This window comes from Thalassotalea sp. G20_0, assembly GCF_017744175.1.
GTDB lineage: Bacteria > Pseudomonadota > Gammaproteobacteria > Pseudomonadales > Endozoicomonadaceae > Endozoicomonas.
Genome location: NZ_JAGHQV010000060.1, coordinates 11,942 through 28,192, shown reverse-complemented (window position 1 = coordinate 28,192; position 16,251 = coordinate 11,942). Strand labels below are relative to the sequence as shown.

Sequence of the window (16,251 nt, the reverse complement as noted above, 5' to 3'; positions counted from 1 at the left end):
CCACGGAGACACGGAGTCACGGAGAATAGAAAAAATCTTTTCCTCCGTGACTCCGTGTCTCCGTGGCAAAAAGAGCAAGTTATTCAGGGTCAATTCCCAAGCTCGCCGCCTGCTGGCCGCAAAAGCACAAGCGGCCTGCCTTTTTCGGGTGGCGGGAAGCGGGCAGCGGGCAGCGCTTACTGAAATGTCGAAGTTATTAAACGACAGTTCATAAAGGAACCGAAAATCATGGCACCAGCGGTGACACCGAATACAATGACCAGTTATCAGACGGTCATTAAACGACGAACGGCGGCTTCATCCATGGCGTCGCCGGTTCCTGCCAGGGCAACCTCGCCCCGGTCCAACACCGCAAAGGTATCCGCCAGGTCACGGGCAAACTCAAAGAACTGCTCAACCAGCAGAATGGCCATCTCACCCCGGTCACGGAGCAGACCAATAACCGACTGAATATCCTTGATAATGGACGGTTGAATGCCCTCCGTTGGCTCATCCAGAATCAACAGCTCTGGCCGGGTTACCAGTGCCCGGGCAATGGCCAGCTGCTGTTGCTGACCACCGGACAAGTCGCCACCCCGACGATGACGCATCTGTTGCAACACGGGAAAGAGATCAAAGATTTCCGGATCAATCCGCCGCTTTGTCCGGGGCAGACAGGCAAAACCAGTTTCCAGGTTTTCCTGCACCGTCAGTAAAGGAAAAATCTGCCGCCCCTGGGGAACATAGGCGATACCGTTCCGTGCCCTTGTGTGAGCAGGGTTGCTGGCAATATCCCGGCCCTGCCACAGGATCCTGCCAGAGGCGGGCGTTACCCGACCAGCGACAGCATTCATCAGGGTGGTTTTGCCAACACCATTGCGCCCCATAACGCTGGTCACCTGGCCCTTGCGCGCGGCAATGGTGACCGACTTCAGGGCCTGACTGGCACCGTAAAACACATCAATGCCCTGTACTTCCAGCATCCCATTGTTCCTCCTATCTACCCAGGTAAACGTCGATGACTTTTTGATTCTGCTGAACATGCTCCAATGAACCGGACGCCAGCACACTGCCTTCATGCAGTACCACCACCGGGCACTCCAGCGCCCGGATAAATGCCATATCATGTTCAACCACCACCACACTGCGCTCTCTGGCCAGATCTCTTAACAGATCCGCCGTTCTGAAGGTCTCTTCGTCGGTCATTCCCGCCGCCGGTTCATCCACCAGCAATAACTCCGGTTCCTGCAACAGCAGCATGCCAATCTCCAGCCACTGTTTCTGACCATGGGATAATGAGGCCCCTGACCACTCTTTCCGGTCTGACAACCGGATCAGAGCCATTACTTCATCAATTCTTCTGGCACCTTTTGTGCTGAGCGAACCAAACATGGCAGTAAAAGGCGTTCGACGTCTGGTCAGGGCCAGCTCCAGGTTTTCCCAGACCGTCAGGCTTTCAATCACGGAGGGCTTCTGAAACTTCCGGCCAATCCCCATATTGGCGACGTCGGTTTCATCGTATCGGGTCAGGTCCACGTTGCCGCGAAAAAACACCTCACCGGAGTCAGGCCGGGTTTTACCGGTCACCACATCCATCATGGTGCTCTTACCCGCACCATTGGGGCCGATAATCGCACTCAGCTCTTTTTCCCGCACCATAAAGGAGAGTTCATTCAATGCCCGGAAGCCATCGAAACTGACCGTGACATTGTTGAGATAGAGCAAGGTGTTATTGGGTATATGCTTATCAACCATGATCCACTAACTCCGTTTTCCGGTTGTTCCGCTGATCCCTGTGCTCATTGATAACCCCCACTATCTGTTGATAAAGCCCTACCAGACCTTTAGGCAGCCAAAGTGTGGTAATAACGAACAGGGCACCCAGGGCAAACAGCCAGGCATCGGGCATAACGCCGGTAAACCAGGTTTTCCCGTAGTTCACAACCACGGCACCAATCACTGCACCATAGAGTGTTCCACGACCACCGACGGCTACCCAGACCACCAGCTCAATAGAGTTGATGGGCGAAAACTCCCCCGGATTAATAATGCCGACCTGGGGAACATAAAGCGCACCGGCAATACCGGCGAGCACCGCTGACAGGGTAAAGGCCACCAGTTTGTAATGTTCAACCCGGTAGCCCATAAAACGTACGCGGCTCTCGGCATCCCGCACCGCCACCAGCACCCGGCCATAACGGCTGCTCACCAGCCAGCGACACACCAGATAACCCAGCACCAGTGCCAGCGCAGAGGCCATAAGCAGGACCACACGGGTACGGTCACTTTGCAGGCTGAAACCCAACAGGTCCTTAAAGTCAGTGAGGCCATTATTACCGCCAAAGCCAAAGTCATTCTGGAAGAACAATAGCATCAGGGCATACGTCAGTGCCTGAGTAATGATGGAAAGATAAACACCGGTCACCCGGGAACGGAAGGCCAGCCAGCCAAAAAGGAACGCCAGCAGACCGGGCACCAGGGCTACCATCACCAGGGCAACAGCGAAAGAGTCAAACCCATACCAGTACCAGGGCAGCTCCTGCCAGTTCAGAAACACCATAAAGTCCGGCAGCTCCGGGTTGCCATAAACACCACGGTCACCAATCTGACGCATCAGGTACATGCCCATGGCATAACCGCCCAGGGCAAAAAATGCCCCATGGCCCAGGCTGAGAATCCCGCAGTATCCCCAGACCAGATCCAGTGCCAGGGCCAGCAACCCATAACAGAGATACTTACCCAGCAGAGTAACGGTATAGTTGCTGACGTGCAGGGGAGAGCCTTCCGGCATCAATGTATTGAGCAACACCACCACAACCGTGATTGCCATCACTGACGACAGAAGAAGTTTGCCAGCGCGATCTTCAAACAACAGCCGGGTCAGAAAACCCTGTTGGAATCCTTTCGTCATGCCTTAACCCTCAACTGCCCGCCCCTTGAGCGCAAAGAGCCCCCGGGGTCGCTTCTGGATAAACAGAATGATGAATACCAATACCAGAATTTTGGCAACCACTGCCCCAACCCAGGGCTCCAGAAACTTATTCACCACGCCCAGCCCCATGGCGGCCACCAATGTGCCCCACAGGTTTCCTACACCACCAAACACCACCACCATAAAGGAGTCGATAATGTAATTCTGACCGAGGTTTGGCCCCACGTTGGTCAACTGCGACAGGGCGACGCCCGCCACACCGGCAATACCAGAGCCCAGGCCAAAGGTCAGGGCATCCACCCGGCCGGTAGGAATACCCATGGAACTGGCCATGGCGCGGTTCTGGGTCACTGCGCGAATATTCAGCCCAAAACGGGTGTAACGCATCACCAGCAACAGAACCATAAAGACCAGAAGACTGAAGCCAACAATGTATAAACGGTTCCAGGTGAGCGACAGTGCCTCATTAATTACCCACGAGCCACTCATCCAGCCCGGTGTGGCCACTTCCTGATTCAATGGCGAAAAAATGGTTCTAACGGCCTGCTGAAGAATCAGGCTGATACCAAAGGTCGCCAGCAGAGTCTCCAGTGGCCGACCATAGAGATGGCGGATAACCAGCCGCTCAATAAGGACACCGGCAGCACCGGCAACCAGAAAGGCAAGGGGAATGGCGATAAACAGCGACTGATCAATAAGTTCCGGGAATACGGATTGAATGACGAACGTCGTATAAGCACCGAGCATCATCATCTCCCCATGGGCCATATTAATCACGCCCATCACCCCGAAAGTAATCGCCAGCCCGATAGCCGACAGCAACAGCACGGAGCCAAGACTCAGGCCAAAGAAGATATTTTCAGCCACGGTATAGTACTGCTGTCGCTGGTCTATTTCGGCCAGCGCCGTTGTGATGGTTTGTGCCAGCGCAGTATTTTCAGTGGTGGTTAATGTGTCCGCCAGTACGGAACGAATAAAGGGGTTATCAGAACCGGTGAGTACCTCAACCGCCTCTATTTGTTCACTGATCGAACCCTGCTGAAAGAGATTCAGGGCCAGAGCCATATCCAGGGCATTGATTACTGCCTGATTCTCTTCGCTGGTCCTCATATTTCTGAGGGTACTCAGCGTTTTGCTATCCAGCGTTTTCAGAGAGGCGTATATAGCGTTTATGCGAGTTTTCGGGTCACTGTCTTTCAAATCCCAGGTTGCCAGTGCCGTTTTAATGATCGAGCGGAGTTGATTATTAATTCTTACTTTTTTCAGCGCTCTTTTCTTCACCGTCCCGAGATCTGAAGCTGTGTCTTTTGACTCCCCTTCGGTAAAGAAAGGATCAAAAATTCGATACTGTTTATCCGGTGTCTTTTCGGCGAACACCAGTCGCTTATGCTGCTTCTCAACAAACAGTTTGCCATTAAGCCAATGTTCCAGAATCTGTTGGCTGGAATCGCTGCCTTCTTCCGCCAGGGACGTAATCACAGCTTCCAGTTGTCCCCAGGAACTTTTGCTTAATAATGGCTTAAGGTCTTCAGGCGGCACCGCCAAAACCGGCCGCGATATAATCAGTAGCAGGAACAGGAGAAAGCTGGCTGACAGACTGTAAACCATCTGCCGGAGGTTCTGATTCATAATACATCCTTATATGCCCATTCCTCCCTGGCGGGAGGAGGGCACGATTGTTGTCATCTTTATAAATCAGTAGTTCTGGCCGGAGCAGACGCCGGTTTCCAGGTTGTAGTTACCGCATTTCACCGGTGCCGACCAGTCAGCAACAATTTTGGAGCTTTCAGGCAGGAAGTCAGTCCAGGCATCACCCATCACGCCACCTTTGGTCTCCCAGACAATCTCAAACTGACCATCATCCTGAATCTCACCAATCAATACCGGCTTGGTCAGGTGGTGGTTGGTATTCATCACCGCTGTACCACCGGTCAGGTTAGGAACGGTAATGCCATACATCGCTGAACGCACTGAATCAACGTCGGTGGTACCGGCCTTCTCAACCGCCTCAACCCACATGTTGAAGCCGATGTAAGTGGCTTCCATCGGGTCATTGGCAACACGCTCTTCATCCTTGATAAAAGACTGCCATGTTTCAATAAATTCATCATTGGTGTCACTTTCAGCACTCATAAAATAGTTCCATGCCGCCAGGTGGCCTACCAGTGGCCCGGTATCAATGCCGGAAAGTTCTTCTTCACCCACCGAGAAGGCAATCACCGGAATCTCTTCAGCAGAGACCCCCTGGTTACCCAGTTCCTTGTAGAATGGGACATTGGCATCGCCATTGATGGTGGAAATCACCGCGGTCTTTTTACCGGTATTACCAAACTTCTTGATATCAGAAACAATGGTCTGCCAGTCTGAGTGACCGAACGGCGTATAATTGATCATGATGTCAGCATCTTTGATGCCTTTGCTTTTCAGATAGGATTCCAGAATCTTATTGGTGGTTCTTGGATACACGTAGTCGGTACCGGCCAGAACAAAACGGGTTACCGCGCCACCCTCATCGCTCATCAGGTAATCCACCGCCGGAATGGCCTGCTGATTGGGTGCCGCGCCGGTATAAAACACATTTTTCGAGGACTCTTCCCCTTCATACTGAACCGGGTAGAACATCAGGCCATTCAGTTCTTCCACCACCGGCAGTACCGATTTGCGGGACACGGAAGTCCAGCCGCCAAAAATAACATCGACGTCTTCCTTGACCAGAAGTTCCCTGGCTTTTTCGGCAAACAGTGGCCAATCCGATGCCGGGTCAACGACAACTGCCTCCAGCTTCTTGCCAAGCACTCCGCCATTTTTATTCTGCTCTTCCACCATCATCAGAACGGTATCTTTCAGCGTGGTTTCACTGATGGCCATGGTGCCGGAAAGGGAGTGAAGCACCCCAACCTTAATGGTGTCTGCAGCCTGAGCCATCACTGACAATGACAGTGCGGCGGTAGCCACCGATGCAGTTAAAAAATTTCTGGATAGTTTGCTTAACCGGTTGTTCATAGCTTCCCCGCTATCTATTGTTCGCTGTTCGTTTTCTGAACAGGGGATAGCAAGAGGTGTGCCATGGTCAGTTTCGGTGCTTGCACAATGGGAAAGCCTCCCGGGAAAGAGAGCCTCCGCCCTGAATTTTCCAGACTCGCAGGCATTTGCCGGAAACAACGGGGTCACGCCATATTTTGGCACACCTTGCAGGCACATTAACTGATACCGCACCAAATCAAGGCATTCCATAATGACTATATGGTCAGGTATTATGTCGGCGACAAGTGACGTATTCAGTAAAACTGGGTCTGGCACAGGTTTTGCCATTGATCACAAAAAGATCACCAATAAATGATCCCGGATAAGAAGAAGCACAAGGCTGTAGTATGCAAACATCATCGGGTGAAACACAGAGCAACCAAAGCAGCAGGCCTGGCTGCGCCCGGGTATCTTCATCGGGTTGGCGTGCCGGGATTGACGTAGAACTGAAACACCTGAATGGCCGCACCCTGATGGGAAGAACCCGCCATTATGGGCCACTGCGTATTCAGCGTCCTTTCTGGCCGGAAGGCAAAGACCTGACCCATCTTTATATTCTGCATCCTCCCGGTGGCCTGGTGGCGGGAGACGAACTGGTACAGCGCTTTGCCATCAGAAAAGGTGCTCATGGGCTGGTCACAACCCCGGCCGCCGGTAAAGTCTATTTCAACGGCAATGGTCAACTACAGAGACAGACAACACATATCACAGTCAGCGATTCAGCGTCTATGGAGTGGCTGCCTCAGGAAACCATCCTGTTTAATGGTGCCATTACTGAGCTTGATACCCGCATTGAACTGACTGGTGATGCACTCTATGCAGGCTGGGATATTATCTGCCTGGGTCGAACCGCCAGCGGCGAGCAGTTTACCCGGGGGCAACTCACCCAACATCTCACCCTGACCAGGGACAGCAAACCGCTCTACCTTGACAGGCTCGATTTTACTGCCGGATCTGCACTTCCTACTTCCCTTCTGGGGCTCGATAATCACACGGTCTTTGGTACCTTCCTGATCACCCTGGAAAGCCCGCCAGACTTACCCGGCCTGCACAGCCAGCTGGTCGATAAAGGCTGGCACCGGGTAACCGCCATCACCTGGCGAGCCGGTGTGTTTATTGTGCGCTACCTGGGCGATTCATCAGAGCAGGCCAGAACCATTTTTACCTGGATTTGGGAAGCTGAGAGAGAACGATTCAATGGCCGAAAAGGGTGTCGGCCACGCATCTGGAATACCTAAATTAACGAATAATTAGAGCAGGATCTCACTATGGAACTTACCCCCCGGGAAAAAGACAAGCTGCTTCTCTATACCGCAGCACTGGTTGCCGAGCGTCGTTTAGGGCGCGGGGTCAAACTGAACTACCCGGAAGCCATTGCGCTGATCTCCATGCATATCATGGAGGGTGCCCGTGACGGTAAAACAGTGGCCCAGTTGATGAATGAAGGCCGTGAAGTGATCACCCGTGAGCAGGTGATGGACGGTATTCCGGAAATGATCCACGAGGTTCAGGTGGAAGCCACCTTCCCCGATGGTACCAAGCTGGTCACCGTCCATAACCCGATAGCCTGAGGATTGATCATGATACCAGGAGAAGTGATTGCCTCTGCCGAACCCATTGAGATTAACGTCGGCAGGGAGACCGTAACCCTCTCGGTGGCCAATACCGGTGACCGTCCTATCCAGGTGGGTTCCCACTACCACTTTTATGAAACCAATCCCGCCCTTGCTTTTGACCGTGAACAGACCCTCGGGTTTCGGCTGAATATCCCGGCAGGGACGGCTGTCCGTTTTGAACCCGGCCAGGACCGACAAGTCGAACTGGTTCGCTATGCTGGCAAACAGACCATTTACGGATTCCGTGGCGAAGTGATGGGCACACTGGAAGAAAAGCAGCCGGGAGAAGCACAATGACCATCAAACGTACGCAGATGGACCGGCAAACTTATGTGGATATGTTTGGCCCCACTGTAGGCGACAAAGTTCGTCTGGGGGATACCGAACTGTTTATCAGCCCCGAAAAGGATTACACCGTCTATGGGGATGAAGTGAAGTTTGGTGGTGGCAAGGTGATCCGGGACGGTATGGGGCAAAGCCAGCGGCCCGGCGCTGAGGTTGTGGATACCGTTATCACCAATGCCCTGATTCTCGACCACTGGGGTATCGTCAAGGCCGATATCGGTATCAAACAGGGTCGTATCGAAAAAATTGGCAAGGCGGGTAACCCGGATGTTCAGGAAGGTGTGGACATTATTATCGGCCCGGGCACCGAGGTGATTGCCGGAGAAGGCCAGATCATTACCGCCGGTGGTGTCGATGCCCATATTCACTTTATCTGCCCCCAGCAGATTGAGGAAGCCCTGACCTCCGGTGTGACCACCATGCTCGGTGGTGGCACGGGGCCTGCCACCGGCACCAATGCCACCACCTGTACGCCCGGCACCTGGCATATCAGCACCATGCTCAAGGCCGTGGACAGTCTGCCCATGAACATTGGCTTTCTGGGCAAAGGCAATGGCAGCCTGCCGGAAGCCCTGGAAGAACAGGTGCTGGCCGGTGCCATGGGCATGAAACTCCATGAGGACTGGGGAACCACACCGGCCTCTATTGACTGCTGTCTGACGGTGGCTGAGAAATACGACATCCAGGTAGCTATCCATACCGACACCCTGAACGAATCCGGTTTTGTGGAAGACACACTGGCCGCCTTTAAAGGTCGGGTGATCCATACCTACCACACGGAAGGGGCCGGTGGTGGCCATGCACCGGATATTATTAAAGCCTGTGGTGAAAGCTATGTACTACCATCGTCGACTAATCCAACACGCCCCTACACCGTCAATACGGTGGATGAGCATTTGGACATGTTGATGGTCTGTCATCACCTGGACCCCAATATTCCTGAAGATGTGGCCTTTGCCGACTCCCGTATCCGCCGGGAAACCATTGCGGCAGAAGATATTCTCCATGACCTGGGCGCTTTCAGTATGATCGCATCAGACTCCCAGGCCATGGGGCGCGTTGGTGAAGTGGTCAGCAGAACCTGGCAGACTGCCCATAAAATGAAAGTACAACGGGGACTGTTGCCAGAAGATACCGATGCCGGGGTGGATAACTTCCGGGCTCGTCGCTATATCGCCAAATATACCATCAACCCCGCCATTACCCATGGTATTGCCCATGAGGTCGGCTCTATTGAGCCGGGTAAGCTGGCTGACCTGGTGCTCTGGAAACCGGCGTTTTTCGGCGTTAAACCGTCACTGGTGATTAAGGGGGGTACTATCGCAACGGCACCGATGGGCGACCCGAATGCCTCCATCCCGACACCTCAGCCGGTTCATTACCGCCCCATGTTTGGTTCTATGGGACAAGCCGTTGCCGACACATCATTGTCGTTTGTTTCCCAGGCGGCACTGGACGCTGGTATTGGTGAAAAACTGGGCCTGAAGAAAACCTTATCTGCCGTCAAAAATACCCGGACCATACGTAAGGCGGATATGGTGCTCAACACCTGGCAACCCCATATGGAAGTTGACCCGGAAACCTATGAAGTGAGGGCCAATGGCGAGCTGCTGGTGTGTGAACCGGCAGACGTGGTGCCGCTGGCCCAGCGTTATTTCTTATTCTGAAACCGAGGACCGTTTATGTTGAAGTTAACCGAGCGCCTCCCGAAAGAGAGCAGTGAGTTTACCGATGAACTTCTGCTCCCTTTTGATCAACGCAAACGTGGACGACTGAAAGCCGTTACGGTGAATGGCCGGGATGCCGGTATTTTTATTGACCGTGGCGACGTCATGCGGGACGGCACCCTGCTGCAAGCCGAAACTGGCGAGATCATCCGAATTACCGCTGCCAGTGAAGCCGTCACCACCGCCCGTTGCAAGGATCCCCTGACCTTTGCCAGGGCCTGTTATCATCTGGGCAACCGCCACGTTCCCCTGCAGATAGGCGACAACTGGCTACGCTACCAGATTGATCATGTTCTGGATGATATGGTCACCCTGCTTGGACTGGAGCTGGACCATGAACAGGCACCCTTTGAGCCTGAGAACGGTGCCTATAGCAAAGGTCATTCCCATCATCAGCACAGTCATGCTCACGAACATGGACACGCCCATCATGAGCATCACCACTGAGTCGCTGCTGGGTCTGCTGCATCTGGCCAGCCCGGCACTGCCGGTTGGTGCGTTTGCTTACTCCCAGGGTCTGGAAACCGCCATTGACCGACAGTGGTGCTATAACCGTGAGACCACCGGCAACTGGATCAGCGAACTGATGCAACAGGGCATGGCCCGTTTGGATATACCGGTCTTTTTCCGGCTGTACGATGCCTTCGCAACAGAAGACCAGAAGCAGGTTATCCACTGGAATGAAACGCTGCTGGCGTTCCGGGAAACCAGGGAGTTATACGATGAAGACTGCCAGGTTGGCCGCGCATTCGCTGTCTGGGTTAAGTCCATGTATCCGGAGGAAACGCGCACGGACTGGCTTCAGTCTCCGACACAGGCCGCTATGTTTGCCCTGTCTTCAATATGCCATGGCATCGACCGGAAAACAGCGGCAACCGGCCTGCTCTGGTCCTGGTGTGAGAATCAGGTAACCGCAGCCACCAAAGCCGTTCCCCTTGGCCAGACCGATGCCCAGCATATTCTGAAGCGCCTGATTCACGGGATAGAACCCGCACTCACCACAGCCCGGTCACTGGAAGATCATGAAATCGGTAACAACCTGATGCACTTTGCCATGGCCAGTTGCTGGCATGAGCATCAGTATTCAAGGCTATTCCGCTCTTAATCTGACCATTTACCCGGTAGTAACAAGGACAACATCCATGACAACATCAAGAACCCCACAAACCCTGCGTGTCGGTGTCGGTGGCCCGGTAGGTTCCGGCAAAACAGCACTGCTGACCAAACTCTGTGCCGCCATGCGCGACCATTACAATCTGGCCGTGGTCACCAACGATATTTATACGAAAGAAGACGCCCAATTTCTGATGCGCAATGAAGCGCTGGACGAAGACCGGATCATCGGTGTAGAAACCGGTGGCTGCCCACACACTGCCATCCGTGAAGACGCCTCCATGAATCTGGCGGCGGTTGATGAACTGTGCCAGCGCCACCCCGGGCTTGAGCTGGTTCTGGTAGAGTCTGGTGGCGATAACCTGAGTGCCACTTTCAGCCCGGAACTGTCTGACCTGACCCTCTATGTCATCGACGTTTCTGCCGGTGACAAAATCCCACGCAAAGGTGGCCCGGGCATTACCCGTTCCGACCTGCTGATCATCAATAAAACAGATTTGGCTCCTTATGTTGGAGCCTCCCTGGAAGTGATGGATCGGGATGCCAGAAAAATGCGGGGAGACCGGCCGTTTTTCTTCACCAACCTGAAGGCCAACGAAGGCGTGCGGGAAATCATCGATTTCATTATCGATAAAGGCATGCTGGACGCCAAAATGCCGGAAGCAGCAGCGACCGCGTAGAACATCCAACGGTTTAACTTATAAAGTCCAAACAAGGAAAACAGGCATGAACATCAAATTACTGTCACTGGCCAGTGTGAGTACCCTGATCGCCAGTCAGGCTATGGCCCACCCGGGAGATCACTCTACCGGTGGCGTGATGGCGGCTATCTGGCATCAGCTGACTGAACCGGATCATCTATTGTTTGCCGGTTTAGTGGCTGCTGCTGTTATTGTTGGCGTGAAGGTTTATCAGAAGAAGAAAGCATAGGGTTTGTTGAGCATCAGAGCCGGATTTCTCTGATGCTCCTGAGTTAACGGCTACACGCGAAAAGCAATATCATTAAACTCAATCAAAGTGACCTGCCTCAATGCAGGGGAGAAGCCAAAGCACAGCGATTTAAAACAGTTTTCAGCTCAAAGCTATTCTGAGTTTAAGGGTTTCAGCTTTGCTTTCATTAAATCACTCCATTCACTGAGCACTTGCAATCTATTTTTATTACTTTCAATACGAATGCCAGTATGGCCTACCCATAGGGCCTCCTGTATGTCCTCATTACTCATTGTCGCTTTTTCTTCTTCAAACTTTTTGAGTTCAAGCCGGTCTTCTTCTAATGAATGGCTTACTGCTTGTTTCTCGTTTTCGATGAGAGTCAGATAATCCTGGTAACTTTCTATTGTGGTTTTGATAGCAACTTCAGGATTTTGCCCTGATGCTGAAGCAATATGGGCCAACGTACTCTGGTAGAGTGGATCTGACGGTGGCACCCCTTTTTCATCCATTGTCTTTTTCAATATTTCCAGCTCCGAAGCTGGTAAATTTGCAACCATATCTACCCTTTGCAAATATTCAGGTAAAGCCTGTTTCATACGCTGAAAGTACGCCGGGTCTCCAAATGAAGGCTTGCCTGCCGGTGAATCTGGTGTACTCAGAACTTCCTGCACAACTTTTTCACACACAGGAGTATTGTCCAAAAGTTTCATTTTCTGACTTATCAACCACTGATCAGCCAGATTTCTGGCGGTTTCATGAGTGCTGGGTATTTCTTCAATCAAGCTATTGACTTTGCCGAGAAGACCAACCGATTGTTCAGATTCGTTTGATATTTTTTGTTCCAGATAGTCTTGGAAAATTACTTTACCGATATCTGTCTCAAGCTTTAACTGGTCTGAATTCACACATTCAATAAATTCTTTATCTGATGCTGGCGACTGAAGTAACAGCAAGGCTTGTCCCACAGTGATTTCTCTTGCACTCAATGATTTATTAGAATATTGCCTGATCAAATTAACCGCTTTTTGTTTCTGCTGACCATCGACAGAGACTGTTTTCTGAGGCGTTAATGATTTGACCGTTCGGCTCATCCAGTTAACTTTTGGCTCATCTGCTTTCAGTTGATGACTGCCACTCAGGCGGACTGGATGATTAATACCCCCTGTATTGGCAAGGTTTTGAAGCGTCTGACACACTTGATCCCTGGAAGGCAAAGAAGGCGAAGAAGACATGGTAAATCCCCTGTGAATTCTGAAAAATCCGATCAGAGAGTATCTTCGACAATGCTCCTGCCTTTTTTAGGACGTGCTTTAAGGTAATGAAGGGTGTCCCCCCAGACCGGTCGCCTTCATCTTGATATTTTCAGGCAATACCGGCAGCTGGGGAAAATATTCAACAGGTGTCAGATAACGGTCATAACCAGACCCGCAGAGATTGCCATGGTAAAAATCACCACCAGGAAGGCAACAATCATCGGGTTGCGGAACAGGCTCTTAAGCAGAATGACTTCTGTCAGGCTGGCTCCGGCACTACCGATAATCAACGCCATTAGGGCCCCCATTCCCATGCCTTTAGCCGCCAGGGCAGATGCCAGGGGAATCACCGCTTCAGCCCGAATATACAGGGGCACACCAATAACCGCGGCAAATGGAATCGCCAGTGGGTTGTCCGGACCGGCATACCGGGCAATAAAGTCCGCAGGAATAAACCCATAAGTAAAGGCACCAATACCCACACCCAGCATCAGGATCGGGAAGATCTTCTTGAACTGGCTCCAGGTTTCACCCCAGATGCGGCCCCAGCGATCATCACTTTTGGGCTTGCTGTCGCCACAGGCGGTTGCACAACCAGTAGACGTCACCGGAGCTGGTTTGGCATCAGAACAGCTGCTGTTTTTATTAACAGATGGAGCGGTATCGCAACAGCTGGTCTTGGGCGCAGGTTTGCTGCCACAGCAACTGGCCGCTGCTGTTTCACCATAAACCACGTCTTTGCGAACAAAGCGTTCAAAGCCCATTTTCTCCAGAATGTAACCACCGGCTACGGAAACGGTCAGGGCAATGGCGAAGTAAATGACCGTCACTTTCATACCAAAGGTTGCCAGCAACAGACCGACAATAATCGGGTTCATCAGTGGCGAGGTGAACAGGAAGGTAATGGTCGGACCAAATCCTGCCCTGGCTTTAAGAAGACCGGTCAACATCGGAATGGTAGAGCAGCTGCAGAAGGGTGTCAGCGCCCCCAGAAGGCCTGCGGAAACATAACCTTTGCCTCCCTTGGAACCGAGTATCTTCTGAATTTTTTCCGCTGGCATATATTCCAGGATCACGCCAATAATAAAGCTGACAATCAGGAACAGAATTGTCAGTTCACCGGCCAGAAAGATAAAGGTACCCAGTGTATCCACCAGACTCCGCGCCATATCAGCGCCCATGGTGGATTCCAGTGCCGGTTTTATGACTGGCTCGATAGCATCGGTTATCTGCTGTTGTATGCTCATATCAATAATTCCAGAAAAACAGAAATATACATTTTAAAAAAATTCTCTTGCTGATCTGCCTGATCGGTTATGAATATAAGATCAGTGCCCTCTTCCTCTTATGGGATCATCAGCATGTAGCTTGTCGGTGGGCGTATATTAGGTGAATGAAAAAACAGCTTCAACTATTATTCTAAAATCATAGAAATATTTATAACTGTCTTTATGGAGGAATGGGCTTGACCGGGTATTGATAACACTGGAATACCGATGGGAGAAGGGATTGAAATGGTTTCAAATGGGCTTTGGGGTTGGTCGTGCAAGGCTGGAGCCACCGGCATATTTCTGCGATGGCCCCGGTTTTACCACGATTAATTAATGCAGCCCTCCTTCCTGCCAGGGAAGCAGATACATGACGTCACTGTGGCTGGCGGTAATCTCATTGAGATAATCAGTTTCCCTCTTCCGACGGGATACCAGCAGAGGATCCGTTACCTCCAGGGGTGTCAGTGACTGGTTTACCACCCAGCCCGCCGGTTTGATGCCGGCCCTGGCCAGATCTTCCTGAAGGTCAGCGGCCTCATGCACCGGTGTCGCTTCCGGCAACGTACAGATCAGCAGCCTGGCAAACTCAGGGTCCCGCAATCGTGGCAGCAGCCCGGTCACCTCTTCTGAGTGAGCATCGCCACGCTTCAATACTTCCCGGTGGTAGCTTTGGGCTGCATCCAGCAGCAAGATCGTATGCCCGGTAGGCGCGGTATCAATTATGGTAATGCGGTTATCGGCCTTAAACACGGTACGGGCAAAGGCCTGAAAGACCGCAATCTCCTCAATACAGGGGGATCTCAGGTCCTCTTCCAGCAATGCACGCCCATCATCGTCAAGATGAGCAGCGTCAGCCAACACCTCGGTACGGTAACGCTCAATCTCCTCAACAGGGTTGATACGCTCAACCACCAGATTATCCGTCACCTGCCCTACAGCATCGTGCACATGGGCTGCCGGGTCTGTTGTCGTGAGCGTGACCGGCAAGCCCTGTTCAGCCAGCCTTCGGGCGATCATAACGGCGATGGAGGTTTTGCCAACACCGCCTTTACCCAGGGTCATCACAATGCCCCGGCCACTTTCTGCCAGTCCATCAATAAACTGGTTCAGATCAGAACTTTCCGGCGTTGTGTCGAATCGTTCCTGTTCCGCTGCTATTTTACCCGGGCTTTGATCAAAAAACGTTTTCAGCCCTTCAAGACCAACAGGAGGATTGGCCGACATGGCAATGGTCGACACCGGCAGATGACGCAACTGCTCTGGCATACCACTCAAGGCATTTCTGCCACGGGTCTCCAGGGCAATGGCAACCGGGTCATTGGTATCGGTGGCTGTGAATACGCCGTTCACCACCAGATGCTGATTAGTGATACCCAACTCCAGCAACTCGCCACTGGTGCGTGCAGCTTCTTTCAGGGCCGCGCCATCAGGGCGGGTGACTAACATCAACCGCGTCTGGCTTTCATCGGCAAGAATCTCCACGGCCCGGGCGTACAACGCTGTCTGTTTTTCCAGAGCCGCCAGGGGGCCAAGACAAGATGCACCTGTCGTACTGTCCTCGACAAAACCCGTCCATGCCTTGGGCAGAGAAAGTAACCTCAGGGTGTGGCCGGTGGGTGCCGTATCAAAAATGACCCGGTCAAACGCTGCGGTGACCTGCTCATCGGCCAGCAGTTCGGTAAAGGCATCAAAAGCAGCAACCTCAAGGGTACAGGCCCCGGACAGCTGCTCCTCCATATTCTCAAGGACCGCATCCGGCAGCACACCCCGGTAGGGATCAATCGCCTTTGCCCGGTAGGCGGCAGCGGCCGCACGAGGGTCAATATTCAGGGCAAACAGGTTGTTAACCTGGTTTACTGCCGTCGGTTCACCACTTAACCGGGTTTCAAGTACCTCATCCACATTGGATGCAGGATCGGTGCTCACCAGCAATACTTTTTCCCCGGCACTGGCCTGGCGGACAGCAGTAGCACAAGCGGTGCTGGTTTTTCCTACGCCGCCCTTGCCGGTAAAGAACAACACCCGTGGCATATTTTCCAGGAATTTCATCACATTTCT

17 protein-coding genes are annotated in these 16,251 nt (G+C 52.5%); 9 read left to right on the top strand and 8 right to left on the bottom strand.

Features of this window, described 5'->3' with window-relative positions; translation table 11 throughout:
• Positions 1-214: hypothetical protein (locus J7438_RS22490; protein WP_209278331.1), on the top strand; the 214-nt coding region annotated here is incomplete at its 5' end.
• A gap of 52 nt (positions 215-266) precedes the next feature.
• Here the strand turns inward: J7438_RS22490 and urtE are convergent.
• From urtE to urtA, 5 genes are all read right to left on the bottom strand, one after another.
• Positions 267-962, bottom strand: a complete 696-nt coding sequence (urtE, locus tag J7438_RS22485) for an urea ABC transporter ATP-binding subunit UrtE (protein ID WP_209278330.1) — start codon at positions 960-962, stop codon at positions 267-269.
• A 13-nt stretch (positions 963-975) separates the two neighbouring features.
• The gene (gene urtD, locus J7438_RS22480) at positions 976-1,734 is read right to left on the bottom strand and encodes an urea ABC transporter ATP-binding protein UrtD (protein ID WP_209278329.1); all 759 of its coding nucleotides are present in this window, start codon (positions 1,732-1,734) and stop codon (positions 976-978) included.
• Entirely contained in the window at positions 1,727-2,809 is a 1,083-nt protein-coding gene (urtC, locus tag J7438_RS22475) for an urea ABC transporter permease subunit UrtC (RefSeq protein ID WP_286196835.1), read from the bottom strand. Before urtC ends, urtD begins: the two co-directional genes overlap by 8 nt.
• A gap of 84 nt (positions 2,810-2,893) precedes the next feature.
• The gene (urtB, locus tag J7438_RS22470; protein ID WP_286196830.1) at positions 2,894-4,540 is read right to left on the bottom strand and encodes an urea ABC transporter permease subunit UrtB; all 1,647 of its coding nucleotides are present in this window, start codon (positions 4,538-4,540) and stop codon (positions 2,894-2,896) included.
• A gap of 66 nt (positions 4,541-4,606) precedes the next feature.
• On the bottom strand, positions 4,607-5,836 hold the full coding sequence (gene urtA, locus J7438_RS22465; protein WP_286196833.1) for an urea ABC transporter substrate-binding protein: 1,230 nt from the start codon (positions 5,834-5,836) through the stop codon (positions 4,607-4,609).
• Between the two features lie 446 nt (positions 5,837-6,282).
• Between urtA and J7438_RS22460 the strand changes: the two genes are divergently transcribed.
• Genes J7438_RS22460 through J7438_RS22425 form a run of 8 tightly spaced genes read left to right on the top strand, consistent with a single transcriptional unit; the run spans position 6,283 to position 11,666 of the window.
• Entirely contained in the window at positions 6,283-7,173 is an 891-nt protein-coding gene (locus J7438_RS22460; protein WP_209204056.1) for an urease accessory protein UreD, read from the top strand.
• 30 nt (positions 7,174-7,203) lie between these two features.
• Positions 7,204-7,506, top strand: a complete 303-nt coding sequence (locus J7438_RS22455; protein ID WP_209204055.1) for an urease subunit gamma — start codon at positions 7,204-7,206, stop codon at positions 7,504-7,506.
• 9 nt (positions 7,507-7,515) lie between these two features.
• Complete coding sequence (locus J7438_RS22450; RefSeq protein WP_209204054.1) at positions 7,516-7,848, top strand: urease subunit beta; 333 nt, start codon at positions 7,516-7,518, stop codon at positions 7,846-7,848.
• A 17-nt stretch (positions 7,849-7,865) separates the two neighbouring features.
• Positions 7,866-9,563, top strand: a complete 1,698-nt coding sequence (gene ureC, locus J7438_RS22445; RefSeq protein WP_286196832.1) for an urease subunit alpha — start codon at positions 7,866-7,868, stop codon at positions 9,561-9,563.
• A 15-nt stretch (positions 9,564-9,578) separates the two neighbouring features.
• Entirely contained in the window at positions 9,579-10,070 is a 492-nt protein-coding gene (gene ureE / locus J7438_RS22440; RefSeq protein ID WP_209278326.1) for an urease accessory protein UreE, read from the top strand.
• On the top strand, positions 10,054-10,728 hold the full coding sequence (locus tag J7438_RS22435) for an urease accessory protein UreF (RefSeq protein WP_209278325.1): 675 nt from the start codon (positions 10,054-10,056) through the stop codon (positions 10,726-10,728). Before ureE ends, J7438_RS22435 begins: the two co-directional genes overlap by 17 nt.
• 37 nt (positions 10,729-10,765) lie before the next feature.
• Complete coding sequence (gene ureG / locus J7438_RS22430; RefSeq protein ID WP_209278324.1) at positions 10,766-11,416, top strand: urease accessory protein UreG; 651 nt, start codon at positions 10,766-10,768, stop codon at positions 11,414-11,416.
• Positions 11,417-11,462: 46 nt separating this feature from the next.
• Entirely contained in the window at positions 11,463-11,666 is a 204-nt protein-coding gene (locus J7438_RS22425; protein WP_209278323.1) for a HupE/UreJ family protein, read from the top strand.
• A gap of 152 nt (positions 11,667-11,818) precedes the next feature.
• Here the strand turns inward: J7438_RS22425 and J7438_RS22420 are convergent, their stop codons facing one another.
• The 3 genes from J7438_RS22420 to arsA form a co-directional block, all read right to left on the bottom strand.
• Positions 11,819-12,901: a hypothetical protein gene (locus J7438_RS22420; protein WP_209278322.1), complete on the bottom strand. Its 1,083-nt coding sequence runs from the start codon at positions 12,899-12,901 to the stop codon at positions 11,819-11,821.
• Positions 12,902-13,071: 170 nt separating this feature from the next.
• Positions 13,072-14,103 (bottom strand): permease, encoded by a 1,032-nt coding sequence (locus tag J7438_RS22415; protein WP_209278332.1) that lies wholly within the window; start codon positions 14,101-14,103, stop codon positions 13,072-13,074.
• Between the two features lie 420 nt (positions 14,104-14,523).
• Positions 14,524-16,242, bottom strand: a complete 1,719-nt coding sequence (arsA, locus tag J7438_RS22410) for an arsenical pump-driving ATPase (protein WP_209278321.1) — start codon at positions 16,240-16,242, stop codon at positions 14,524-14,526.
• Positions 16,243-16,251 lie beyond the last annotated feature (9 nt).

What these genes read in the sequence shown, in the direction of transcription:
- urtE (WP_209278330.1), bottom strand. Translation starts at nt 962, where the DNA reads ATGCTGGAAGTACAGGGCATTGATGTGTTTTACGGTGCCAGTCAGGCC.
- urtD (WP_209278329.1), bottom strand. Translation starts at nt 1,734, where the DNA reads ATGGTTGATAAGCATATACCCAATAACACCTTGCTCTATCTCAACAAT.
- urtC (WP_286196835.1), bottom strand. Translation starts at nt 2,809, where the DNA reads ATGGCAATCACGGTTGTGGTGGTGTTGCTCAATACATTGATGCCGGAA.
- urtB (WP_286196830.1), bottom strand. Translation starts at nt 4,540, where the DNA reads ATGAATCAGAACCTCCGGCAGATGGTTTACAGTCTGTCAGCCAGCTTT.
- urtA (WP_286196833.1), bottom strand. Translation starts at nt 5,836, where the DNA reads ATGGCTCAGGCTGCAGACACCATTAAGGTTGGGGTGCTTCACTCCCTT.
- J7438_RS22460 (WP_209204056.1), top strand. Translation starts at nt 6,283, where the DNA reads ATGCAAACATCATCGGGTGAAACACAGAGCAACCAAAGCAGCAGGCCT.
- J7438_RS22455 (WP_209204055.1), top strand. Translation starts at nt 7,204, where the DNA reads ATGGAACTTACCCCCCGGGAAAAAGACAAGCTGCTTCTCTATACCGCA.
- J7438_RS22450 (WP_209204054.1), top strand. Translation starts at nt 7,516, where the DNA reads ATGATACCAGGAGAAGTGATTGCCTCTGCCGAACCCATTGAGATTAAC.
- ureC (WP_286196832.1), top strand. Translation starts at nt 7,866, where the DNA reads ATGGACCGGCAAACTTATGTGGATATGTTTGGCCCCACTGTAGGCGAC.
- ureE (WP_209278326.1), top strand. Translation starts at nt 9,579, where the DNA reads ATGTTGAAGTTAACCGAGCGCCTCCCGAAAGAGAGCAGTGAGTTTACC.
- J7438_RS22435 (WP_209278325.1), top strand. Translation starts at nt 10,054, where the DNA reads ATGAGCATCACCACTGAGTCGCTGCTGGGTCTGCTGCATCTGGCCAGC.
- ureG (WP_209278324.1), top strand. Translation starts at nt 10,766, where the DNA reads ATGACAACATCAAGAACCCCACAAACCCTGCGTGTCGGTGTCGGTGGC.
- J7438_RS22425 (WP_209278323.1), top strand. Translation starts at nt 11,463, where the DNA reads ATGAACATCAAATTACTGTCACTGGCCAGTGTGAGTACCCTGATCGCC.
- J7438_RS22420 (WP_209278322.1), bottom strand. Translation starts at nt 12,901, where the DNA reads ATGTCTTCTTCGCCTTCTTTGCCTTCCAGGGATCAAGTGTGTCAGACG.
- J7438_RS22415 (WP_209278332.1), bottom strand. Translation starts at nt 14,103, where the DNA reads ATGGGCGCTGATATGGCGCGGAGTCTGGTGGATACACTGGGTACCTTT.
- arsA (WP_209278321.1), bottom strand. Translation starts at nt 16,242, where the DNA reads ATGAAATTCCTGGAAAATATGCCACGGGTGTTGTTCTTTACCGGCAAG.